Annotated in this window: 27 protein-coding genes; 7 read left to right on the top strand and 20 right to left on the bottom strand. The window is 35.1% G+C overall.

What is annotated here, in order from left to right; genetic code table 11:
* Nucleotides 1–102 precede the first annotated feature (102 nt).
* From IPK88_00930 to IPK88_00865, 14 genes are all read right to left on the bottom strand, one after another.
* The gene (locus IPK88_00930; protein ID MBK8241961.1) at nucleotides 103–1,065 is read right to left on the bottom strand and encodes a D-2-hydroxyacid dehydrogenase family protein; all 963 of its coding nucleotides are present in this window, start codon (nucleotides 1,063–1,065) and stop codon (nucleotides 103–105) included.
* 189 nt (nucleotides 1,066–1,254) lie between these two features.
* Nucleotides 1,255–1,620 (bottom strand): hypothetical protein, encoded by a 366-nt coding sequence (locus IPK88_00925; protein MBK8241960.1) that lies wholly within the window; start codon nucleotides 1,618–1,620, stop codon nucleotides 1,255–1,257.
* Between the two features lie 218 nt (nucleotides 1,621–1,838).
* Nucleotides 1,839–2,729, bottom strand: coding sequence for an alpha/beta hydrolase (locus tag IPK88_00920; protein ID MBK8241959.1), 891 nt, complete (start codon nucleotides 2,727–2,729; stop codon nucleotides 1,839–1,841).
* 227 nt (nucleotides 2,730–2,956) lie between these two features.
* Nucleotides 2,957–3,346 carry a DUF1398 domain-containing protein gene (locus tag IPK88_00915; protein MBK8241958.1) on the bottom strand — a complete coding sequence of 130 codons (390 nt, stop codon included), beginning with the start codon at nucleotides 3,344–3,346 and terminating at the stop codon, nucleotides 2,957–2,959.
* A gap of 164 nt (nucleotides 3,347–3,510) precedes the next feature.
* Nucleotides 3,511–4,275 carry an AraC family transcriptional regulator gene (locus IPK88_00910; protein ID MBK8241957.1) on the bottom strand — a complete coding sequence of 255 codons (765 nt, stop codon included), beginning with the start codon at nucleotides 4,273–4,275 and terminating at the stop codon, nucleotides 3,511–3,513.
* A 205-nt stretch (nucleotides 4,276–4,480) separates the two neighbouring features.
* The gene (locus tag IPK88_00905; protein ID MBK8241956.1) at nucleotides 4,481–5,377 is read right to left on the bottom strand and encodes an alpha/beta hydrolase; all 897 of its coding nucleotides are present in this window, start codon (nucleotides 5,375–5,377) and stop codon (nucleotides 4,481–4,483) included.
* A gap of 181 nt (nucleotides 5,378–5,558) precedes the next feature.
* Entirely contained in the window at nucleotides 5,559–6,179 is a 621-nt protein-coding gene (locus IPK88_00900; GenBank protein ID MBK8241955.1) for a dihydrofolate reductase, read from the bottom strand.
* Nucleotides 6,180–6,391: 212 nt separating this feature from the next.
* Complete coding sequence (locus IPK88_00895) at nucleotides 6,392–6,583, bottom strand: hypothetical protein (protein MBK8241954.1); 192 nt, start codon at nucleotides 6,581–6,583, stop codon at nucleotides 6,392–6,394.
* A 463-nt stretch (nucleotides 6,584–7,046) separates the two neighbouring features.
* Nucleotides 7,047–7,628, bottom strand: a complete 582-nt coding sequence (locus IPK88_00890; protein MBK8241953.1) for a VOC family protein — start codon at nucleotides 7,626–7,628, stop codon at nucleotides 7,047–7,049.
* Nucleotides 7,629–7,937: 309 nt separating this feature from the next.
* Nucleotides 7,938–9,134 carry a PAS domain S-box protein gene (locus tag IPK88_00885; protein MBK8241952.1) on the bottom strand — a complete coding sequence of 399 codons (1,197 nt, stop codon included), beginning with the start codon at nucleotides 9,132–9,134 and terminating at the stop codon, nucleotides 7,938–7,940.
* Nucleotides 9,135–9,481: 347 nt separating this feature from the next.
* A complete protein-coding gene (locus IPK88_00880) occupies nucleotides 9,482–10,756 on the bottom strand; it encodes an alpha/beta hydrolase (GenBank protein MBK8241951.1) in 1,275 nt (424 codons plus the stop codon).
* Between the two features lie 268 nt (nucleotides 10,757–11,024).
* Nucleotides 11,025–11,957 (bottom strand): hypothetical protein, encoded by a 933-nt coding sequence (locus IPK88_00875; GenBank protein MBK8241950.1) that lies wholly within the window; start codon nucleotides 11,955–11,957, stop codon nucleotides 11,025–11,027.
* Between the two features lie 45 nt (nucleotides 11,958–12,002).
* Nucleotides 12,003–12,632, bottom strand: coding sequence for a hypothetical protein (locus IPK88_00870; GenBank protein ID MBK8241949.1), 630 nt, complete (start codon nucleotides 12,630–12,632; stop codon nucleotides 12,003–12,005).
* A 178-nt stretch (nucleotides 12,633–12,810) separates the two neighbouring features.
* The gene (locus tag IPK88_00865; protein ID MBK8241948.1) at nucleotides 12,811–12,924 is read right to left on the bottom strand and encodes a hypothetical protein; all 114 of its coding nucleotides are present in this window, start codon (nucleotides 12,922–12,924) and stop codon (nucleotides 12,811–12,813) included.
* Between the two features lie 423 nt (nucleotides 12,925–13,347).
* Between IPK88_00865 and IPK88_00860 the strand changes: the two genes are divergently transcribed.
* The 5 genes from IPK88_00860 (at nucleotide 13,348) to tnpA (ending at nucleotide 18,185) form a co-directional block, all read left to right on the top strand.
* On the top strand, nucleotides 13,348–14,010 hold the full coding sequence (locus IPK88_00860; GenBank protein MBK8241947.1) for a PorT family protein: 663 nt from the start codon (nucleotides 13,348–13,350) through the stop codon (nucleotides 14,008–14,010).
* Between the two features lie 77 nt (nucleotides 14,011–14,087).
* Nucleotides 14,088–15,581 carry a bifunctional phosphoribosylaminoimidazolecarboxamide formyltransferase/IMP cyclohydrolase gene (purH, locus tag IPK88_00855; protein ID MBK8241946.1) on the top strand — a complete coding sequence of 498 codons (1,494 nt, stop codon included), beginning with the start codon at nucleotides 14,088–14,090 and terminating at the stop codon, nucleotides 15,579–15,581.
* A gap of 8 nt (nucleotides 15,582–15,589) precedes the next feature.
* Nucleotides 15,590–16,312, top strand: a complete 723-nt coding sequence (locus IPK88_00850; GenBank protein ID MBK8241945.1) for a type III pantothenate kinase — start codon at nucleotides 15,590–15,592, stop codon at nucleotides 16,310–16,312.
* The gene (locus tag IPK88_00845; GenBank protein MBK8241944.1) at nucleotides 16,309–17,637 is read left to right on the top strand and encodes a hypothetical protein; all 1,329 of its coding nucleotides are present in this window, start codon (nucleotides 16,309–16,311) and stop codon (nucleotides 17,635–17,637) included. Before IPK88_00850 ends, IPK88_00845 begins: the two co-directional genes overlap by 4 nt.
* Nucleotides 17,638–17,732: 95 nt before the next feature.
* A complete protein-coding gene (tnpA, locus tag IPK88_00840) occupies nucleotides 17,733–18,185 on the top strand; it encodes an IS200/IS605 family transposase (GenBank protein ID MBK8241943.1) in 453 nt (150 codons plus the stop codon).
* A 135-nt stretch (nucleotides 18,186–18,320) separates the two neighbouring features.
* On the opposite strand, the gene IPK88_00835 is transcribed toward tnpA, so the two are convergent.
* From IPK88_00835 to rplM, 6 genes are all read right to left on the bottom strand, one after another.
* Nucleotides 18,321–18,728 (bottom strand): DUF1761 domain-containing protein, encoded by a 408-nt coding sequence (locus IPK88_00835; GenBank protein MBK8241942.1) that lies wholly within the window; start codon nucleotides 18,726–18,728, stop codon nucleotides 18,321–18,323.
* Between the two features lie 169 nt (nucleotides 18,729–18,897).
* A complete protein-coding gene (locus tag IPK88_00830; protein ID MBK8241941.1) occupies nucleotides 18,898–19,605 on the bottom strand; it encodes a UMP kinase in 708 nt (235 codons plus the stop codon).
* Between the two features lie 107 nt (nucleotides 19,606–19,712).
* Nucleotides 19,713–20,549, bottom strand: a complete 837-nt coding sequence (locus IPK88_00825; protein ID MBK8241940.1) for an elongation factor Ts — start codon at nucleotides 20,547–20,549, stop codon at nucleotides 19,713–19,715.
* Between the two features lie 39 nt (nucleotides 20,550–20,588).
* Nucleotides 20,589–21,299 carry a 30S ribosomal protein S2 gene (rpsB, locus tag IPK88_00820; GenBank protein ID MBK8241939.1) on the bottom strand — a complete coding sequence of 237 codons (711 nt, stop codon included), beginning with the start codon at nucleotides 21,297–21,299 and terminating at the stop codon, nucleotides 20,589–20,591.
* A 27-nt stretch (nucleotides 21,300–21,326) separates the two neighbouring features.
* Nucleotides 21,327–21,722, bottom strand: a complete 396-nt coding sequence (gene rpsI / locus IPK88_00815; GenBank protein MBK8241938.1) for a 30S ribosomal protein S9 — start codon at nucleotides 21,720–21,722, stop codon at nucleotides 21,327–21,329.
* Nucleotides 21,723–21,728: 6 nt separating this feature from the next.
* Nucleotides 21,729–22,172 carry a 50S ribosomal protein L13 gene (gene rplM, locus IPK88_00810; GenBank protein ID MBK8241937.1) on the bottom strand — a complete coding sequence of 148 codons (444 nt, stop codon included), beginning with the start codon at nucleotides 22,170–22,172 and terminating at the stop codon, nucleotides 21,729–21,731.
* A gap of 538 nt (nucleotides 22,173–22,710) precedes the next feature.
* Between rplM and IPK88_00805 the strand changes: the two genes are divergently transcribed.
* A complete protein-coding gene (locus IPK88_00805; GenBank protein MBK8241936.1) occupies nucleotides 22,711–23,886 on the top strand; it encodes a glycosyltransferase family 39 protein in 1,176 nt (391 codons plus the stop codon).
* Nucleotides 23,887–24,015: 129 nt separating this feature from the next.
* Entirely contained in the window at nucleotides 24,016–24,501 is a 486-nt protein-coding gene (locus IPK88_00800; protein ID MBK8241935.1) for a hypothetical protein, read from the top strand.
* The last annotated feature ends 28 nt before the right edge of the window (nucleotides 24,502–24,529 follow it).

Here is a 24,529-nt window from a genome sequence, read left to right as displayed (position 1 = left end):
ATAAAATGTCTGTCTCCATCAAAGTTTATTCATTGTTCAAAAGTTTATAATATCACTGCCTGTACATTAATTCAAAAACTCGTTTTAAAGGCCAAGCTTTTTTTAAAGTACTTCAGGGTTAGCAATATTTGTAGGTTTGCCATTGATATATTTCATAACGTTTTCAAATGCTTTCCCAAAATATAATTCATATCCGTTTTGTTCTACGTAGCCCAAGTGAGGTGTACAAACCACATTGGACATTTTAAGAAATTCAAAGTTTTTGTCATATATGGGTTCGTCTTCAAAAACGTCAAGACCGGCAAAAATAGGTCTGCCCATGATTAAACATTTCAATAGCTTCCCTTTTTCAATAAGCTCGGCTCTTGCTGTGTTTATTAATGTTGAATTTTCTTTCATGGATAACAAATCACTTTCTTTAACTATTCCAAAGGTTGTTTCATTCAGACGAAGGTGTAAAGTAATAATGTCTGCTGTTTTGAAGAACATTTCTTTTGACTCAGCCCTTTCAAAGCCATCTGCAACTGCCATCGCTCTTGATGGTTCACTTCCCCAAATAAGTACTTTAGCTCCAAAGACTTTGCCATATTGAGCAATCTTTTGTCCAATTTTTCCATAACCCCAAATCCCCAGAGTCTTTCCATGAATGGTCGAACCGATGTTAATCTGCCAGTTTCCATTCTTCATTCCTTCGATGGCTTGTGGTATTTGTCTGACCGTATTCATTAGCAAAGCCCAGGTCAATTCTGCCGGTGCAATGGGAGAGCCAATCCCTTCTGCAACTGCAACTTTATATTTCGTGCAATCCTCCAAATTTAAGTGATTTGAAATCTTCCCGGTCTGACTTATTAGTTTAAGTCTTGGAAGTAACGAAAGTAATGTCCCGTCAACTGCTGTGCGCTCCCTAGTCAATACAAGAATGTCTGTGTTGTGTAATTGTTGTGCTAATCTATTAATATCTTTTTCGGTAGTATTTATTATTTGTACATCCTGATTATTCAATAAAGCAAAACACTTTAATTTTGAAATAATATTTTGGTAGTCGTCTAAAATTGTTATGGTCATTTGTAAATGTTTTAAATAGTGAGCTTAATCATCAGGTCACTCTGACGATCTTGTTATTGAAGTTAAACTACCCAATCATAAATATTCGAAGACTATTAATACGCTTGCTTTTTCAAAAAAAAATTGAAAGAAAAAAGTTTTGAATAGAATAGGGTGAAGCTTCAATGTTGATCGGACTCCCTTGATTTTTTACTGGAACGCTATTTTCTCAACTTGGTATTTTTGGAGGTTCTTATAATAAGCCAACATTTCCTTTCTCCTTGTTTCCGCCTCTTTTTCAGAATAATAATAGTTTAAATCTGCAGTACAGCCTGAAGTATTTTTGCATTGCGTTTTTACCAATTGAGACCACTCCAAAGTTTTTTCTTTAATCAATTGTTCATCTTCATCTATCTTTATAATATCTGTGTAAAGTATATAATTTATTGTAGAATCTGGTGGTGTCCTTTTATGAGAAAGACAAAAGTAATAAACAGTATTATTAGACGTAGCTAAATCCTTGCTGCCAGCAAAGGTAAATAGCGTTAATAATGAAAATAATGCCAGAAGTTTCATATTGCAGCGTTTTAAATTAAATGCAAGATAATTAAAATATATATCCGTAATATAGCCTAGCTTAATTAATTTTTTTTGACAAGGATGGGTAAGCAATTATCTAAAAAGCCGATTTCGAAAAACTTACTTGCCAATCCTTTATCAATTTTAGAAGGCACCTGGCAGAAGGTTTAGCCAATGTTAAACCCATGGTAGCAGCTTGGGCTAACCAGCTGTCATCATTTCTGTTTGAGTAACCATGCGATTAACTCGTCATTATTTACTATGCTCCATGAATGAGGATGCCTGTTATTGCGAGGTTTTCTGAAACCTTTATTTTGGGTTGTAATCAATGCAGCTTTTTGGTTTCCAAGCCTGTTGAGTTCGTTTATCATTGCTGAACATTCTGTAGCGTTGATTTTAGTAAAGTCCGTTCCACGTTCTTTCAACCACCATTGAATATCCGGCTCTGTATATATTCTCAATGGTATATGGATTATCTTTTTAATGGCTGTTTGAGTGGTGTCAGAAAATGAGTAAGGTGAAAGTTTATAATATGCCGAAAGGTTTGTTGTGGGACTTCCTCCTGTTTCTTTTTCCAGTCTACCTATCATATACACATCCTCTTGGTTCACTTCAGTGCTTTTTGAGAGTCTTATATTTCTTGTTGCGGAATGATAAAATCTTTCAAAATCGAGTGGTGGGTCAATAGCAAAAACTGCTGTTGGTTGAATGGTCGAATGTTCAGCAAATTTTATCACACAACTCCCACCAATCGAAAATCCACCAACATATAATTTGAGATCTTTAAGCTTGTGTTTAGTATTTACATCTTTTATCATGTTAATTAAAGATTGTTGGCTTAAACTGTCCACACCAAACGAGAAAGTGCCATCTTGAAAAGTCGGAATTATGGTCAATATTCCATGTTGTGCTAACTTTTTTGGTAGCTCAGTCTGAAGTAAAACGTTTTCTACGGTTTCTCCAAAACCTGGAACAAGGAATAAATAGCCTTGCCAAGGTTGTATTGGTGGATATATTATCGTGTAACAGTTTTTTGTTGAGTCTGATTGGTCAAGAAAAATGTGATCCATTTTTGGGCTAGCTACTTTCTGTCCAACGCAATTCATCCCAAAAAGTGACAACGTCAGAATGATTATAATTAGTCTATTCATAAATGTCTAATCTTGATTGAAGTTGTTTTGTTTTACGCTTGAAGGTATGGATAAAGGACTATATGTTAGGATGAATTTTTAGTACTTAATTTTATAAGAAACCGAAAATTTAAATAACGTAAAAAGTGACAATCGTTGCACTATGTCACGCTCGAGGCATAACCTTCGTAGTTGAATGTTTTTTATTGTGGTATTGTTTCCACAAGGATTGCATTTCCTGCCTTGTCATAATAGGTACAGGTCATCTGGTCCATACTTATAGCCCATTTTTCAATGCCAAATGTAGCACACATTTTGATGAAGGTTAAGAAATCGGTTTTACCTTGTTGATGAGCTTTTAATTCCGTAATAAATTCTTCACCCTTTGCAGTGTCTCCAATGAATAAAGGTTCATACTTTACAGGAACTTTTGCTGTATAATCGTTGGCGCCATGATAATCAATGTGTCCGTCCGTTACATAGGCTTCGTAATGGGTAACACCTAATGATTTGATTTCTTTGATGTAAGAAGGGAAGTCAGCACCAGATTTTACTTTACTGTGAGCTGTTTTGATTTGTTCTACTGTAAACATTTTTTTGATTTTTAATAGTTAACGATTTTATGAATTCCATACAATCATATAATTTAGCCTCACGTTTATTATGTTTGAATTTAAACTTATATTATGCATGGTTATTTCAATACGATGCAAAGATACTCTTCCCAAAAACCCTGTCATTGTAAAAAATCGTTGTACTAGAGGAATCGTTTAAAGTTTTCGGGTGTGTCTCCTGTGAATTGTTTGAAGTCTTTGATGAAATGAGCTTGATCAAAGAAATGGTTTTCATAACAAATTTCAGACAGTGATTTCGTTTCATTCATATGGTCAAGAACCGAATTGAAACGCACAATGGAAGCAAATTTTTTGGCAGTTGTTCCTACTACTTTTCTAAACCGCTTTTCAAATGGACTTGGACTGATAAATAGTTTTTTGTTCAGTTCTTTTACTCGGATTGTTCCTTTACTTTGATATATCAGCTTAATTGCTTCAACAATGAGTTGGTCCGTTTGAATATTTTTCAACTGGGTCAGTAGAAACTGTTCAACTATTTTTATTCGGTGCTTGTCTGTGGAAGCTATCGCTAATTTTTCCTGTACTTCATGCACTTTGATTTTGTCAAAAATGTCGTCAAGGGAAAGATTTAAATTAAAAAGTTCGTAGGCAGGGTTTGAAGAAAAATGTGTAAATCCGATTTCGGTAAAATAAACCAAAACGGTTCCGATGTCAACCGAATTTTTGAACATGTTATAGCTGTCAGCAATTCCAGTAATACCTGCCGATGTGAGTTTGTTTTCTTTATTGTTTTTTATGGTAGCTAGTTGTCCTTTATACTGAAAACCAATAACAAGCCCTGGTGATGGTAATACTTTGTATTCACTTTCTATCTCATTCTCGGATACCACATAATATTTGATGTAGTCCTTTAATTGGTCTGTTGGAAAATATTTGTCAAATTTCATGGCTGTCTATCAGTAATGACCGAACGCTAAAATTGCTTAGATCGATTTCGGGTATTGCGTTCGGACTGGTTTTGGTGACCTGTCTTATTTGAATCAACTTTTACAACAGTACGATAAGTACAAAATGTTAAAAGATTATACCTCATCCTGTCTATTACAAAATCTGTAATGACAGTCCATAGTTTTCTTTTGATGGTTACTAGCATTATTTTTTTTCAGGTTTTTTGTTCAGAAATTTTTCAATCATAGGAACTGCAAGCTCACTTTCTTTAAAGTCAGGTGTTAGTGTAGTTATTTCACCAATATATTGTCCATGCCCTCCTGGAATGATCGCCAATTCAGAATTCGCTATTTGTCTATGAAGTTCAAGTGCATGTTCTGGATTAATGACATCTTTGTCGCCAATAATAATTAAAGTAGGTGCATTTATCTTTTTGATGGGTTCGTCTGGAATGTCTTTAAAATTGACCATACGTTTTGCATCTCTGTCGTGCATTATTTGTAATCCATTTGTGTCTGCTGCAACACGTTTATAAGCTGCTTTTAGTTGTTCAGGCATATTTTCCAATTTGGCTTGCGACATAAAACCCCAAAACCAATCAGGAACTCCGCTGCGCTTGGCAAGTGGAGAAGCTAAAATCATTTTGTCAATGATTTCCGCATGTCTAATGGCAATTTGCAAAGTTGTTGTCCCGCCGTTGCTAAAACCCAAAAAGTCAGCTTTATCTATGTTTAAGTTTTTAAGAAGCGTTGCAATATCATCCGCATCCTGTTCAAAACTTAGGTCTGCATTTCGGTCGTTAGTCCGTCCGTGAGCTTGTGATTCAACAGCAATGACCTTTCTGTTTTTTGAAAGCAATGGAATGAGTTTCTCAAAACTACTTTGTATGGTTGAACCGCCACCGTGAATTAATACGATTGGTTTTCCTTCTCCATAAATTTCATAATACATGTTAAGTCCGTTCACTTCAGAATATCCGCTTTTCATTTCTATTTTTTCTGTTGTAGAATTGGACAAATGGGTTGTAGGTTCTTTTTTATTATCGTTGCATGCTATCCAAGTCAAGATGGACAGTGTGAAGGAGATTATGTTTCTTTTCATTGTGATCCTAGTTTATGATGGTGTTGTTGTTTTCCAATGAGAGTCAAGTTTGAAGTTTTGTAAAGTATGTGAATTTAAAGTACATCTATTCGATTCTGTAAATAGGTGCTCCCGAATTTCAATGGTCAAATTTAGTATATAAGCAACACGATGCTTTTCAAATCTTACAGGTGCGTGATTTTTATTTTTTTATCAGTTTATATTTTATATGCGTTGTCAAGTCTGATGGAATAACTTCTGTTATTTGTAAGTCATATTTGTCTTTATCAATACCTTCAAATAATCGGATGCCACTTCCTAAAAAAACTGGAGCTATGTGAATAAAAAATTCATCCACTAGTCCGGCATTTAGAAATTGTTGAATAATGTTGGCGCCGCCTTGAATTCTAATATCCCTTCCATTTGCAGATTGTCTCGCCTTATCCAAAGCACTTTCTATTCCATCATTGATAAAATAAAAAGTTGTTGAGCCTTTTTGAACCCAGGGTTCTCTTTTAGTGTGTGTTAATACATATACGTCAGCTTTGTATAGATCATTTGGCCAACTGGCTTCGCCTTCCTCAAACATGCGTTTGCCCATAATGTATGCTCCCGTTCTTGCTATGGTCTCTCTAATGTATTTTCCGTCAGCACTGTCTTCTTTTCCTCCTTCCAATCCCAGGTGATCCCAAAATGCTTTCTGATTAAACATCCATGAATGAATTTGTCCTGAAACGCCTCCCATAGGATTTTTAGGGCCTCTGTTGTTGCCTGCGAAAAAACCATCCAGTGATATTCCACTATCAAAGATTATTTTACTCATAATGATCTCTCTTTTATTTTTTGTTTACTTGTTTAAATTGAAACACGAACATAACAATACCCGATACTTTTTGGGACTTATTCCTATGTAGGAATTGAAGAACCAAAAACTCGGTAAATATACAAAAGATCAATAAAAATATAGGTTAGAATTGCTACAAAGTCTGCAAAGCTTATGGCCCGTATTTAATGTTGTGATACCAAGCTGCCATGTTAGAATTTTTTAGATACATTGTATTCAATTTCGGTGATATTGAATTTTGCATAACTATAAGCTCCCTGTTCTAATCTCCTTAAAACATCAAAAGATGTTGGTACCCGAATATGGTTCATGGACTTATAATTAGAAGTTTTTATGACCCAGGTCTCTAAACCATCCTCGCCCATATATCTTTTTGTTTCCATCTCTCTTATTTCACCCATTTCGTTAACGGTGACAATGAAAAATAAAGAAAGGCCATTATTATCATAGTATTAAATTTATTAAAGTTGCATGAAATCACAATATTAAATTCTTACAGCACAAAATTGCAACTTCAAAACATAATTTATTTTTTACAAATCAATAAATAAGTAGGATAATATACACTTAATTTATATTTTATTCCTACTTAGTTATTTATAAAATATCAAACAGAAAGTTGGTTGACAGATTCAACTACCGGTTTGGGGTTTGTATTAGTGGCGGTATGTAACCATTAACCATTAACCATTAACCATTAACCATTAACCATTAACCATTAACCATTAACCATTAACCATTAACCATTAACCATTAACCATTAACCATTAACCATTAACCATTAACCATTAACCATTGACCATTATACATTCCATGCCCGTGGCATCTTTAGCCAATAATTGCGGCTTATTTTAGTTCTGAAAGAATGATCTTTTTCTGCTTCAGCGTATTCTGCATGGCCTTATCTCTAACTTTTGGGTCTTCGCTGTTTATTAGGTCGAAATATTCAACAGGCACCACTTGCCAGGACAAACCATATTTGTCTTTGCACCAACCACAAGAGCTTTCTTGTCCACCATTAGCAGTTAATGCACTCCAATAATAGTCTACTTCTGCTTGGTCTTTGCAATTGATAACAAATGAAACAGATTCATTAAACTTGAAGTAAGGGCCTGCAGCTAAAATATTAAATTCTATCCCATTTATTTCCATAATGGCAGTTTCAAAGTCTCCTCCTCCTGCTTCTGGTGGATTTTTATATTTGCGATGGTCTTTAAGTTTACCATCTTTGAAAATAGAAAGGTAATAATCTACTACTGCTTTCGCATCTGTTGTTTCAACCCAAAGTGAGGGTGTTATTTTTTGAGTTATCTTATGGTTGAGGGTATTGCTTGTGTCCTTTTTTGCAGAGTTTTGGTTGATTAACTTGTCAGAACTATTGGATGAACTTGAATTGGAACATGCTGTTGTTAGACTAATAACAATCATTCCAAGAACTATTAATTGATTCATTTTTATATTTTTTGAAATGTTTAAAAGGTTTGATTATTGGTTAAAGTTATCACTAATAATGGTTATACCAGCCTTTACATTGAAGTAACACTGCCAAATATTTACCGCCAAAATTAAAAATTAATTTGTCATTACCAGAAAAAATTAAATGAAAATGATTCTGGCTGACTGGCGGTGTTGATGATGTGCCATGTTGCAACCATTAATGCGGAGCACTAAACTCCGTCTATTGCAAATATGCTAGTGAAAGCTGTGTCTATTTTCAATTTCTTACCAGTATTTGTATTAAGCACTTTCGTCAAACATAATTTCTTCTGAACTACCTATTTTATATAATGGTTTCTCAATAGGTAATGTAAAATAAAAAGATGAACCTTCACCTTCAATACTTTCTACCCATATTTCACCGCCGTTTTTTTCTAAAAATCCTTTTACTAATAATAATCCAATTCCTGCACCCTTATCCTTTTTTCTTGTTTCAGTAAGAGTTTTTATTTGTGGCGTAAAAAGTTTAGCCATTATTTCTTTAGACATTCCAATTCCAGTATCCTTAATCTGAACAATAATTTTGTCGTCTTTGCTTTTTGCTGAAACTGTTATTTTACCTCCTTTTTCCAAGTGTTTTATAGCATTTGAAACGATGTTTTGAATTATGGAAATTAACATTTTACCATCTGCAAATACTGATGTATTCTCTTCAATTTCGTTATGAAGATTTATTGTGTTTATTGAAGCAGTTTCATTTAATGTTTCAAAAACTTTATTAATGTATTCTGTTAGATTTATTTTTGTCGGTGAAAATACCTCCGCTGCATATTTGATTCTTGCCCATTCAACCAAATAGTCTAACATCTCTAGTTCATCAGTTGATGATTTATAGAGTAAGTCAAGCATTTCCTGAACAGCATCAGGCTTCATTTTATGAAAATTTTCTTTCAAATATTTTGTGGTGCCAATAATAGCGGATAATGGACTTCTTAAGTCGTGTGAAAGTATTGCCAGAACACTCTCCTTATGTGTATTAAGTTCTTCTAGTTCTCTTACATATTTTTTTATTGCATCTTCCGATTGTTTCCTATCTGTTAAGTCACGTAAAATTTTAACGTAGCCCAATAACTCTCCTTCTAAACCGATAAGTGGAAAAACTAAACCGTAGGCGTAAAACAGGCTCTTGTCTTTAGCAATGTGCCATCTATTATCGGTTGCTCTGCCTTCTTTTAAAGCTGTTTCAATTTCTTTTTTTGGAACACCTTTTTTCAAATCCTCGTCCGTAAATATTAAATCGAAAGGCTCTCCAATATCTTCCTCCGTTTCGTAACCAAATATTTTTGTAGAGCCAGAACTCCAACTATTTATGATGAATTCTTTGTCTAACGTAAAAATCGAATAGTCCTGTAAGCTGTCAATGATTTGGCTATAAAATTCAGCAGTTGGTATATATTTATTTTTAAGAATTTTTGGCTTGTCTTGTTTATCTTCCAATGTTTTGTTTTAATTTTTTTTTTTAAAATATTATGGTTATGCGTCTATCGTCACTGCATATATCGATTTTAAGATTGATGCAGGTAGTCTATTTTAGTTGGGTATTGCATTTGCCTACATGCCCCCAAATTTACGACATTTTTCGAAATGAACACCGAATTGGTCTTTTTGAATCAAACTCTTGTTATTGGGCGTTACATTTTTTGCGCTTAGGAGGTCCTCAGGCGATTTAATAAGTTGGCAGCAAGTTTATTCAAAATCATCGATGCAACAATTCTAAGTAGATTTCCGTTCGCCGAAATGGTCGTCAACAGGATGTACTAAGCCTGTTCAGATTATTGAGTTCCTTATTTCTTTTCGTTCAATAGCTTTTCAAGTTTTAGTTTGGTCTCAGGAATGAACTTCAGGGACAACGTTTTTTTGAAACTTTCTATAGCATTTAATGGTTCCCCTTTTGCCAGATACAAATCTCCCAATCCATCATAACAATTAGCTGTTTCGGGGTAGTTTGAAATATTTAATTTAAACAATGCTTCTGCCTTAATAAATTGTTTTTGACTCATCATATAGTATCCAAGACCATTAACCTGATTTTCATCTGGTGTAATGAGATAGCCTATTCGCTCAGAGACCTCATGATAGTGTGTTATGAATAAAGAATCCAATTTAAAATTCGGATCTTCTAATTCACTATTATAAATTTTAAGTTTGTAATAATCAAAGATAAAACGAAGGGCATCATACTCACCGATCAATCGAACCGAACTGTGATCATCATTTTCATAATATTTATGTTGGAATCGCAATTGATTTGTTTTGTTTTTGAAAATATCTTTGATGAATTCGAGATTGCTGCGAATGAGTTCAGTACCCTCAGTAGTATCTTTTTGAACTTCAAGCGTATCCATGCCTCTTTCCAATCGGTTTGCCAATGCCATGAACAAAGTTTTCCCGTTATAATTTTTGTTTGCTAAAATCATCTTTGCTTCGGTTACGATGTGTTGATTGTTCCACCATAATGCACCATCAAGAGAGACATAGGCATTGAATAATTCTGGATTATACATTAAAGTATTCACAACCGTGAGTCCGCCAACGGAATGACCTATGAAAATCTTATAGGAAGCTGTTGGATAATTGGATTCGATGTATGGCATCAATTCTTTTTCGACATAGAGCATGAATTTTTCGCCTTTACCGACAATACCGGGAGTTTCCTTATCTGTGCCAAAAGTGAGATCCGTCATTCTGGAAGGATGAAGGATGCCGACTACAATCATCGGCGGACAGAGCCCAGTCTTACTCATGAATTCAGTTATACTAACGATATCATTAAAATTTTCATCTCCATCTAATAAATAAATGACCGGATATGGCTCATTGCCGGTATTTCCTCCATTGCTGTTTGGAATATGAATCCAAACTTTACGCTCTTGATTTAATATTTTTGATACGAAGCTTTTTTCAAATCCAATGGTAAAAGGCTTATTTTCCTGTGCTATGGCACTAAAAGAGGATGTTAATAAGATAAAAGAATAAAAATATGTTTTCATAGAATGTTTAAAATGTGCTTTAAAATATTGCTTGATGCCTTCCTCAGGTGTCATTATTACTGGTTTCATGAATCAAAGGAATCGTATTATTCTTGTATTCGAAGAAATATTATTCTAGCAGACCTGATTTATTGAATATATGTTACAATAGATGTGGGTCAGTTTGGGAATTGCCTTGAATATCCTGTCACTCGAAAGTGAATGGATTTAAGCTTGTGAGTTGTGTATAAACAATTTGAGATTGATTTAGACCGTTCATTTTAGATTGTTTTTGCTTTTAAGCATATGAAGTTAAAATTTACTACTTTCTTTCAAGATGAGACCGAATTGGTTTGTTTCAATCAACCATTTGTTTTTTAAGGTTAATTATATTTTTGATTAAAAAACTATCTACTTTAAGTACCTGAAGCCACGAATAAGGCATAATAACTAAATCAGTTTCTAACTCAAAACAAATTAAGCCATTCCTATAAAAATCAAGTTCATATTTGGGGATAAACTTATTAAATGCTTTTATATCTGTTGTATCCAGTATTTTGAGATTTTGAATGCTTTGAATGATGGTGTCAATTTGACCCTTCTGTGTTATCATTCTTATTTCATTATTACTAATATAGTTTACATACTTGCCTTTAAATTCTTCATTTATAACTGGTTTTAATTTAGTTATTCTAAATGAATCTACACTCACTAGGTCAGAATTATCTATAAGTCTTTCTGAGATTTTGAGATTAATTCTTTCCGAATCATTAATTAATTTGAGCAATTTATTTTTGATTTCTACAATATCACTACTATTTGATTCAGATCCATAATAGTTAAACCTCTTAACTAAAGTATCTTTGTAAAAAATACTTAAATTGGATTTTGAAGCATGTGTTATTATTATTCCTTCAAGTTCAAAGGTATCTGACAGTATGGTTTGAACATGTTCATTGATTAATTTAAATATTTGTTTTGATATTGAAGTTTGGGCATAATATTTGGGCCCGTATTCACATCCCATATAAGCATCACATTCACCACGTTCTAATTGTAATATTATTATTGAATCGTTAGTTACAAATAGTTGAATATACGAACTATCTGTATAAGTTGAAAGATGGATTTCATCAAATGATTTATTCGCTTTTTTACAACTTGTAAATATAAGTGTAAATAATATAATTATTTTTAATATAGCTTTAATATCACATAACGGAGAGGTACTTGCGACGTGCCGCCACTTGCACCAAAACCAAAAGTAAGAAATATTTTCATTAAAAGCCAATAGTGAAAATTTATGAAATTTGGCGGTTTGTTCGCAAGTATAATGTTAATGGCTGTTTGTATTAATATATTTAATATAATATTCGCTATTCTTAAATTTATTGACCTTATACGATTTTTTAATTTCACTAACTAGATCAATTTCATAATTCTTATTCAAAGTTGTACTTTCCTCATCAACAAGATTAAAATCCGCTTTAAAGTATTCCCAATAATCTTCGACAACAAATTTTGAAGGCACACTATAATAATTTTTCAATACTTTAATATTAATAGCAATAGTATTTCCATCTGGGCTAAAAAAATGCGTAGCTTCTATTTTTAAAGAATCTAATAATTGAATTTCTTTAATCAAAAGTGTGTTTTGCCAAACAAAATCAATAAATTTATAATATATCAGAATAGCATTTTCTGGAACATATAGATATGATAATGTTATAAATGTGTCAACTAAATTTGACTTATACATAGTAGTTATTTCTTTTTGTGTTGAATTCTCAGCAAAGGATAATTTATACATTGTATCAATTAAAAATACTTGAAATTTAATGGCTTCAATATTACCAGAATCAGCTAATACTTTGCAGGATATGTTTTGGTTAGAATTGTCTTGCCCAATTAAGTTTGGTGCAATCATTACTAATATTATCTTTAAAATATACTTGTATTTTTTCATTCTTTAAAAATTATATAATTGACATTAACATTTCGCTTACGAAATACAATCTGTGAGTTTCGTGAACATATCTTATATATTTTGGTGATTAAATGATTCATTTTTAAATATTTAATTATCAATTGTGTTAATGATTTTTTTTGATAACATTAATAAAGTATCGATAGGTTTCTTAGATTTATAAAGATACATGACCTAATAAATGTTGTATTTCACTAAGATCAGTCCCTTGCTCCAATCCTTGCGAAACACAACTATGGTGAAGGGTGTGAACTTTTGCATGAGGATTCACTTTTGTATCTTCTACTTTATTACGAAATAGCTATTGAACGAACCTCTCAATATATGTTCCACAACCCTGACCTTTGAATATCCATCACATAGGTTTGTAAATATCTATATAATCCATTAATATAAGGATATTTTTTTCTGATAAAATGGTCTTGTACTAAAATAGCTATACAGGTTAACAAATAAATCCTAAAATTTCTATACCAATTCAATAACGAGGCAGCGAAATTCAAAGATTAACACCCTTCAAAAGAACTGCATCAGTTTGTCGTTCAGGTCCACTTGAAATCAATCATTATATAAGTCCACATGAAAGAATCATTTTATAATTCACCGCTCCCAAAATCACCAAAACTTCTATTTTCTTTCATGATAATCCAAAAAGTTCCGTAGTTTTATCAATTGAATTTTTAATAACACGATTATGTTAAGACCCTTATTATTGTTGATTATTACTAGTGCTCTAAGCATTCTGGGAGGTAATATTAACGCTCAGGAATTAGCCATTGGATTGCGAACAGGCTTAAGTCTTGCTTCCTTTCATTCGAAGAATAATATCGATCTGGATTTAGAATACACCAAGGGGTTTTCTATTGGAATTCCCCTCTTGTATAAGTGGAGTGATATGTGGTCGTTTCAGACTGAACTTTCATGGATCCAGAAAGGAGCACACCTGACTAGTTTTAATCAGACGGAATATTATGATGAGACTTACCATCTCAATTACGTAGAATGGCCCCTCATGGTTAGGGTCCAGTTTGGTGCCCTGAATCCCCATTTCTTTGCATTTGGAGGATGGTATACGGCTTATGGTTTTGGAGGTAGATATCAACTGAATAGTTTGATCAATGGTAATTATACATCTGTGGATGAAAAGCTTGACTTTAAAGAAGATTATTTGGAGACTCTGGATTATGGTATTCACGGTGGGGTGGGCGTATGCTTTGAATTCGATCGTGGTCAGTTTTTTATCGACGGCCGTGGTCAACGAGGTTTGGTTAATCTGAATAAAGATAAACTCCAGCCCTTTTTATCCAACAAAGCATTGAGTCTTCACTTGGGATATTTGATTTATCTGAATCATTGATTCCGATTTTCGTTAACACTCTATTTGATTTATAAGACACTTATTGTAAGTACTTTTGCGCTGCCAAATTCATACCCATGGAAGCTATTCGTATCAACTCAGCACTCATTTCTGTTTACAATAAAGATGGCCTCGAACCCATCGTTCGTTTAATGCATGAATTAGGTATTGTTATTTATTCCACAGGAGGCACACAATCCTTTATAGAACAATTGGGAGTTCCGGTCATCGGGGTAGAAACCATAACAGATTATCCATCCATTCTAGGCGGTCGGGTGAAGACCCTGCACCCCAAAATATTCGGTGGGATATTGGCCATGCGGACAGATGAACACCTCAGTCAGTTGGTACATTATCATATTCCATTAATTGATCTGGTCTTGGTGGATTTATATCCATTCGAAGAGACCTTGAGAAATACCGATGAAGATGCCGAAATTATAGAGAAAATCGACATCGGTGGGATTTCCCTCATTCGTGCAGCAGCAAAAAACTTTAACGATATCGTCGTAATTGCTGCTAAAGAAATGTACGGAGATTTGACCACCATACTTCAAAATAATGGTATCAGTCAGTTAGCACACCGCAAGGAATTAGCCCGTCAGGCATTTCGGGTCAGCAGTTCTTACGATCACGCCATCTTTAATTATTTTGGTGGCGAGAAAAGTCAAGTACCCTTGCGTTACGGTGAAAATCCACACCAGAAAGCTTGGTTTGAAGGTGACTTAAAAGAGGTATTCGATATTTTACAAGGTAAAGAATTATCATACAATAATATTCTCGATGTTGATGCGGCATTGTTGGTTATGGAGGAATTTTATCAGGGAGATCCATGCTTTGCGGTATTGAAGCATACTAATGTATGCGGACTTGCGGTTAGAAGTGAATTAATTACAGCGTGGAAAGATGCACTGGCAGGGGATCCCATTTCAGCATTCGGTGGTATATTGATTTGTAATAAAATCTTGGATCTGAATACGGCTAAAGAAATCGATGGTTTATTCTATGAAGTATTAATCGCACCGGATTTCGAACCAGAAGCGATACAGTTGTTAAGCGCCAAGAAAAACAGAATTCTCCTGAGATTAAAACAATTACCGCTTCGAAAAATATCTTCCAGGACAGCCATTAATGGTATCTTACATCAGGAAATGGATCAGATGGCATTGGATATGGATCACATCAAAGTAGTGACTCATTTAGTTCCGACAGAAGACCAAAAACGAGATTTGATTTTTGCAGAACGCATCGTTAAGCATCTTAAATCAAATGCCATCACGCTCATTAAAAATAGCCAATTAATAGGTATGGGTTGTGGTCAGACTTCGCGCATCGATGCAGCCATCCAGGCCATTGATAAATCACGTAAGATGGGCTTCGATCCTGCCGGTAGTGTTATGGCCTCAGAAGCTTTCTTCCCATTTCCGGATTGTGTAGAAATAGCTGCTGCGGCAGGCATTAAAGCGATTATCCAGCCAGGAGGTTCGGTCAATGATGGTAAGAGTATTACCAAGGCTGATGAACTTCAGGTGGCCATGGTATTATCTGGTATCAGACATTTTAAACATTAAGTTTTATTTTGAATCTGGTTATAGATATAGGTAATTCAAGGATTAAGTGCGCACTGTTCGAGCACCATGAACTCTTATCATTACACAGGTTTTTACATACAGAATTAGATCAGCTTGAATTGTGGTTGGCCTCAATTCAATACGATCGCAGCTTACTATCTACAGTAGTTTCAACACAGGATGAACGTGTCAGACGCATCATATCTTTAACTCAGCCCTTGATTTTAGATTCAAGTCTTCCATTGCCCATCCATATCAACTATCATTCATCAGACACCCTTGGTCCGGATCGTATAGCTGCAGCTTGTGGTGCGGCACATTTATATCCCGAATCGAATGTATTGATCATCAATGCCGGCACCTGCATTACTTATGATAAGCTTACGGTCGATGGTGGATTTGAAGGTGGCAATATTGCTCCTGGGATGCACATGCGTTGGCAGGCCATGCATCAATTTACGTCCAGGCTTCCTTTGGTAGATGAGCACCAATGGTCATCAGACCATATCTTTGGACAAAACACCAGAGATGCATTACAACAAGGTGTGATTCGGGGAATTACATTTGAAATAAATGCATACATGGATCACCTCTTATCAAAATACAGTTCATTAAAATGCGTTATAGCTGGTGGTGATGCGGTTTTTTTGGGAAATCAAATAAAAAGAACCATTTTTACAGCACCAAATTTGGTCTTGACAGGCCTTAATCAAATTCTTATCAAACAATGAGGTATATTAGTTTATGTTTTTTTTCGGTTTTGATCTTATCCAAAACCTTTGCACAAAATATTGAATTTTCACCCTTGTCTAGATTTGGAATAGGAGACCTAACAAGAAATGAATCTCCTTTTTCTTCACAAATCGGACATGCAGGAATAGCATATAGTAGTGAAGAAGATTTTAATTTTATCAATGCCGCATCTTTAGGTTTTTTAAAAATTACCGATGCTGAGATTGGTTTTAATGGTAAGTATAAGGACGTACAAGATTATAAGAATCACAGAGCCTATGACTGGTCCGGGAATTTGAATCATATCCAATTGGGCATACCACTTCGCAATACCATTAATGAATTATTAGATCGCAAAGAATACAAAAGATCCTATGGTCTGAGTTTTGGTTTAAGTCCATATACATCGACCGGTTATCATTATGTGGTTTCTGATAGCTCAGTAAGTTTTGGAAAGACTTCAAGGACCTTAGACGGGAGTGGGGGAATTAATAAGTTTACCCTTGGATTCGGATATCGATACAAAAATTTAGGAGTGGGTATCAATTTGGGATACCTATTCGGCAATACTCGTTTCGAACAAGTCTATTCCTTCGATGATTTGACGGAGAGTGCCACCAATTATTTAGACGACCAATATCATGCTACAGGTGTAAATGCCGGACTTGGTTTTCTTTATAAAAAAGTGCTCAATACTGTTCAAATGAAAAAAGAAAAATCAGCCCGCGAAAAAGTACTACAATTCGGATTACAGGTTGGTGTACCTTCTAAGTTGAATTATAAAAACAATTCCCTACACCGTACCAAATTAAATCTAACCTCGAGTGATATAGACACCATTCTATTAATCACCGATCAAAAAAGTACTGCGGATCTTCCGCTTACCATTCAAGCAGGTGTGTATTACAACCACAAAGAAAAATCAGCCTTATTCGGAGATGTATTATTTGAGAATTGGGACGCTGTTGATTTATATGAAAATGCCAAAGGCACCTTAGCTAATGTAATCGGATTATCCATAGGTGGATGGATACGTCCGGATGCTACAGGATATGGTAAATTTCTGAAACGAAATCAATATCGTTTGGGCGCATTCTACCGATCAGGATATCTAACCAACAACGACAAAAATCTTAACAACATAGGAATTACGTTCGGGGTAGGCATGCCTTTTGTGTTCCAACGTCAGACCGCCATGGTACACCTTGGATTTGAAATAGGTAAAACCACCCTAGACCAATTCATCAAAGAAAATTATTTCAAAATCAATCTTGGATTTAGATTGAACGACAATGAATGGTTCCTTAAACGCAGATATAATTAGTCTGCAGTATTTTTTTCAAACACAATTCGTTAATCGTTCTGATTATTAACTTTGGCTTATAGCATTTCAGATTGAAATGGTTTAAACTAAGTTATATGGGACAATCACTTGTAAAAAATTATTTACACATCGTTTTTAGTACAAAACATAGGCTGCCTAACATACAAGCTCCTTTCGATAAAGAACTTTATGCATATATTGGGGGACTGTGCAATGCGTTGGAATCACATGTAATTATAGTCGGAGGTTATGTTGATCATATTCATATACTCTGTATGTTATCAAAAAAAATAGCGCTCATAAAACTTGTGGAAAAAATAAAATCCCATTCATCTAAATGGATGAAAACAAAAGACGTATCCTTGAAAAACTTTTATTGGCAAGATGGGTATGGCGCTTTCTCAGTAAATCCAAGAGATATTGATATCGTAAAAACTTACATTAAAAATCAACATGAACACCACAAAAACCAAACATTTCAAGAAGAATACAGACTATATCTTGAAAAAAATACTATTGAGTATGATGAACGATATATATGGGATTAAATATTGTATGGTATAGCCCTGAAGGGGCGTAGTATATCAGCGATGGGTGTTAGCCCATCAGCGATGGGTGTTAGCCCATCAGCGATGGGTGTTAGCCCATCAACAATGGGCGTTAGCCAATAGCATATTTACAAATTAATACCCCCACGACCCTATAATCGCCCCCATAATCGCCGCCGTCACCACAAAATAACCGGCATCGATAAGAAATAACCGGAACGATTTTCGCGCAAATAAATAATTGATCCCAATGCTAGTGCCTACGAATCCAGCACCGATATATATCCCATGTTTTATACCATCTGCCATACCGGATTTATCGGAAGTGATCATATTAAGGGATAATAAAACACAAAACATAAATGTAAGACCCAATGCAGAACCATATACTTGAGCCATGTTGGATTGCTTTAGGGTTTCATCACTAAGCCCATTTTCACGTTGCCAGGTTTTTCCAAACAGAGCTGGACCATACCAGAAATAACCCACAACAAATGCTGATAACGATGCGATAATGATGGCCAACCAATTCAAATGTCCCATTTTTTTTTATTTTATAGTTTCGATAAAATTGTCAACAAATCTAATACATTTTTTATGAATTGAATTGTTTGGTAACTTGGCTTTAGCCAACAAAACAAAAGTCCCAGTAGGGGAATGAAGACCTAATACACCATAAATAAGATATGAGACTACTGAGTGCCATGTTTAATTATGACACTACGGTTCCTATTTTTTTACCCTGAATGATTCCGATCAGATTCGATTCATCATTAATATTGAATACAATGATAGGGATATTATTTTCTTTACATATAGTGAATGCAGTCATGTCCATAACTTTGAGATCCATTCCGATGACTTGATCAAAACTCAGCACATCGAATTTTTTAGCATTGGGATTTTTCTCGGGATCGTGATCATAAATGCCTTCCACACGGGTTCCTTTGAGTATAGCATCCGCATTAATTTCACTGGCGCGAAGAGCGGCAGCGGAATCTGTCGTAAAATATGGATTTCCGGTTCCTGCAGAAAAAATCAGAACCCGTCCTTTTTCTAAATGGCGTATCGCTCTGCGTCTGATGTAGGGTTCTGCGATCTGGCGCATTTCTATAGCTGAAATGAGTCGGGTGAATACTCCTGCTGATTCCAATGCACTTTGTAATGCCATGCCATTGATCACGGTAGCTAGCATCCCCATATAATCACCTTGTACTCTTTCGATACTGGAATTCTTACCATTCATCCCTCGAAAAATATTTCCACCTCCGATGACTACTGCTACTTCAATACCTTCTGCGACGATATTTTTTATTTGATTGGCATAATTGACGAGCATCTCAGGATCTATTCCAAATTGTTGTTCACCCATCAACGATTCACCGCTAAGTTTTAATAAGATACGTTTGAATTTAAGCATGGATTGATATTTTATAATATGGAAAACTAAGATGTGGAATGAAAATCAAATATATGAGCAAAAAAAAAGCGAATGATAAATCATCCGCTTTTTCTTTCTAATTTTTTTTATCCTAACATAACGTGTTTGAACCCTGTTATGGTTAAATCTTTATCCTTCGATTTTAGATAACTACTAATCGTGTGACTTCCGTCTTTTACAAACTGCTGATTCAATAAAGTGCTGTCTTTGTAGAAACGCTCTAATTTACCCATTGCAATTTTTTCCAACATAGCTTCAGGTTTACCTTCAGCTCGTGCTTGTTCCATTCCGATTTCGATCTCCTTAGCAATAACAGTAGAATCTACTTGATCTTTATCTAAAGCTACAGGTTTCATTGCAGCTACTTGCATAGCAGCATCTCGACCAGCTTCTGTGAATTCTTCTCCACGTTTATTCAAGCCTATCAATACACCGGCTTTATTGCCCATATGAATATAGAATTCCACCTGAGGGGCTTCTAATCTTTCATAGTTAGCTACTTCTATTTTCTCTCCGATGGCAGCAACTAAATCGGTGGTTTTATCTCCGATGGTTACATTCCCTTCGAATGTTTGATTTTTAAGATCTTCCAAAGTAGCAGGGAATGTATTCAATGCTATTTCAGCGATTTTTTTAGCGTTATTGATAAAATCTTCATTCTTAGAAACAAAATCTGTTTCTGAAGAAAGTTTGATAACGATACCTTTTGTTTTGTCGGCATTAACCATAGCGATAACAGCACCTTCTTTGGCATCGCGATCAGCTCTTTTTATGGATAATTTCTGTCCTCTCTTGCGCAATACTTCTATGGCTTTTTCAAAATCGCCTTCAGCTTCTGTTAATGCTGCTTTACAATCCATCATGCCTGCACCTGTAGCGTCTCTAAGGTTTTTTACATCTGTAGCAGATAATGTAACACTCATTTAAATTTATTTTTATGTATAAAAAAAGTACCCGGTTAATTAATTTTCAGGAACAGCTTCTGCGCCTCTTTCTGCAAGACCTTCTTTGATGGCTTCTGCTATATATGCTGTAATTAAAGCAATAGATTTAGAAGAATCATCATTGGAAGGAATAGGGAAGTCCACTTTATTTGGATCCGAATTGGTATCCACCATAGCGAATGTTCTTACACCTAATTTTTCTGCTTCCTGAATAGCAAGATGTTCATGCATAATGTCAACAACGAATATCGCTGATGGCAATCTGTTTAAGTTAGCGATACCACCTAATACGCGATCCATTTTGGTGCGTTCACGACTTAAAGTTAATCGTTCTTTTTTAGTGATATTGGTAACGTTCACATCGGTAAGCATTCTTTCGATGTTGTTCATTTTTTTAACAGAACGACGGATCGTAGTAAAGTTGGTCATCATTCCTCCCAACCAACGATCGGTTACGAAAGGCATGTTGACACTTTGAGCGATCGTTGATACGATATCTCTGGCTTGTTTTTTAGTAGCTACGAACATGATCTTCTTACCAGACTTGGCGATCTGTTTGATAGCTTGGCCAGCTTTCTCAAGACTATCGGAAGTACGATTTAAGTCTATTAAGTGAACGCCTTTATGTTCTTTGAAGATGAAAGGACGCATTTTTGGATTCCACTTTTTCTTTAAGTGACCAAAATGAACGCCTGCATCTAACATTTGATTATATGATGGTTTTTCCATGATTTCTTGATTAATGTGGTAATGAAATTAACGCTTGCTAAATTGAGAAGAACGACGGGCTTTACGCTTACCGAATTTCTTACGTTCTACTTCTCGGGAATCTCTGGTTAAGAATTTTTTCTCTTTCAAAGGTCCTCTGAAATCTACGTTGATTTTACATAGAGCTCTGGAAATCGCCATTCGTATAGCTTCTGCTTGTCCTTTAAGACCGCCTCCGTCAACAGAGATTTTAACATTGTATCCAGCACCACCTTCGACAGTCATCATAGGGTCTAGTACTTTTTGTGCGATATCTTTAATTGGAAAGTATTCTGCCAATTGTCGGTTATTGATTAACACGGTTGGAGTGTCGCCACTGGATTTGGTAAGATATACACGAGCTACTGCCGCTTTACGTCTTCCTACTGCATTGATTATTTCCATAGGGGATTATAGATTTATAACTTCAGGCTTTTGAGCTTGATGAAAGTGCTCAGAACCTGCGTAAACAAATAATTTTTTATACATAGCATCACCTAATTTATTCTTAGGCAACATCTTTCTAACAGCGGTCTCAACAACTCTGGTTGGGATACGTGCTAATAACTCACGAGGTGTAGCTGATTTCTGACCTCCAGGATAACCGCTATAGGTTAAATAAGTCTTGTCATCTAATTTTTTGCCGGTAAAACGTACTTTTTCGGCATTGATAACAATGATATAATCCCCACAATCCACATGAGGCGTATAATCCGGACGGTGTTTGCCACGTAATATACTGGCTATATGTGATGACATGCGACCTAACACCAGGTTCTCCGCATCGATCACGAACCACTTGCGAACCACATCCTCAGGACGTGTGTGGCTTGTTCTGTAACTTAACGTATTCAATGGTAATAATTTTAAATGTTTTAAAACTGCTTTTTTATAAAGCGGGGCAAAGGTAAGTCAAGTACGGTCTTATTTTCAAATTTATTTTCATCTTTTTTTTATAAAAGCTTGAAAAAGAGGCCTTTTATGGACAAAATAAATTTATTGTGCGCCGGTAAAGCGCTAAAATAATGATCCATTACCCTTATTTATTTGGTTTTGGAGCACGAAAGTCAGTACTTTTAAAATTTTAGTTCAAAAATGGATGCATTCAATAAAAATCGTCTAGATTTGAGCTAATTAATCCTGAACAAGCAACCAATCCGCCACAATGGGTCATAAATCCTCATATTTCTTTTATTTTGTTGGTGGCTTGTTTATACTGTTAGTTGGTCCCCATTTGTTTGCCGACGGGATGTTTTTAGATGGAGTCACCTATGCGGCCATATCTAATAATCTGGCAGAAGGTCTGGGTAGCTTTTGGAAATTGTATTATACAGCAACCCTTTACCCTGAATTTTATGAACATCCGCCCCTGGCCTTATGGCTTGAAGGTTATTTGCATTTTGTCTTTGGTTCGAGTATTTACGTAGAACGCTGTTTTTCTTTTTTTACAGCCATTCTAACTGGATTAATGATCGTCCTGATATGGAGACAATTGGGACAAGCCTGGACTTTGGCGTGGGTGCCCTTATTGTTATGGTTGCTATTTCCTAAAGTGTCATGGTCGTATTCCAATAATATGCTCGAAAACACGATGAGTGTATTTTTGTGTGCTTCAGTATTTTTTTATTTGAAAAGTTTAACGGAAAGAAGAGCCTTATATATTTTACTGGCCAGTTTCGCTTTGATTTTTGGGTTTCTTTCCAAGGGTTTGGTAGCTTTTTTTATTCTAAGTGCACCCCTGTGGTTTTGGGCTATTATGCATAAGGAAACCTGGTCCCGGGCTTTCATCGATATAGGTGCTATTTTTATGGGGTTTGTTGGTTTTCTGGCCTTACTGTTTTGGATTGTTCCCGATTCGCTAAATGGTCTGGGCATGTATTTCCAGTTTCAGGTATTGCATAGTCTATCTGATGTGATTACGGTGAATAACAGGTTTCGAATTATCAAAGATTTTTTTAATGAATCCATTATCAATTTTGTAATACTTATCATCGGTATCGGTGTTTTTTATATCAAGTCAAAAACGCTTCTTGTATTTAAGCCATACCTCAGAACGGCTGTGGCATTTATTGCGCTGGGTTTATCCGGTGTGATTCCCATAATGATCAGTATGAAACAGAGCAGTTATTACATTGTCCCTGCTTTTCCATTTTTCGCTATGGGTTATTCCATATTGCTCGTTCCTGTAGCATCCCAAGTTTATAAATACATCATGGATCGCGAGGCATTTACAAGAGCATTGCGCATTATTGCGCTATCGCTATGCATAGGTGCTCTTGGTTTTACCGTATACAAAAGCCAAACTTTTGGTCGAGATGAGGCGAAGCTAACGATGATTTACCAGTTTTCTAAAAGCATTCCACCGAGAACTATAATTGATATGGAACCCGAGTTAAAAGAAGACTGGGGCCTCCATGCCTACTTTATGAGATACGGTTCTGTTAGTCTTGATGCGAAATCATTTCCACAGCGTACTTTTTATTTGTGTCGAAATTCAGAGGCCATGACAGATTCGACATACCTGCAGGTGGATGAATCCAACGGGTATTCCTTGTTTAAACGGCAGTAAAATTTGTAGCATTATAATTATTTATTTCATTTCATGGAATAATCATTGAAGTTATTTTAATAATTTACAAAATATTTTTATCTTTGAATGGTCGATATCATTTATTTTTTAATCTAATACTTAACCCTTATGAAAAATGTCTTAAAAATCTTATTACCCATTCTTGCATTATTCACTTTATCTCAATGCAACAAGGATGATAAAAACGAAAATGTACCCACCACAGTTGGATCCATTACTTGTAAAGTGGATGGTAAAGCTTGGAATTCCAAAGTTGCATCAGGATTAAATGCTTTTGGAATTTATCTCTTGAGTGGAACTTCTAGTGATGGAACCATTGTAGGAGTATCATTCCAAGGAACACAAATTGGAACTTATGATTTAATAAGTTTTGCATCAGATGATGGTACCTACTTAGTGCCGTCTACCGGCAAAAGCTATAGTACCCAAATTCAAACAGATAAGAATGTCAATAAATTAATTATAACCCAAATTGACTCGGTAAATCAAACCATAAGTGGAACCTTTCAATTTTATGCAACTGAAGATTCTGATGATAAAGACAAAGTGCATATCACAGAAGGTGTCATCAATAAAATATTTTATGTAAAATAAGACTTGCAGATTTAATTGAAGTTACATG

Source organism: Candidatus Defluviibacterium haderslevense (genome assembly GCA_016712225.1).
GTDB classification, from domain to species: Bacteria; Bacteroidota; Bacteroidia; order Chitinophagales; family Saprospiraceae; genus Vicinibacter; species Vicinibacter haderslevensis.
The sequence above is the reverse complement of the archived record's forward strand: the minus strand, read 5'-3'. Positions and strand labels throughout refer to the sequence as shown.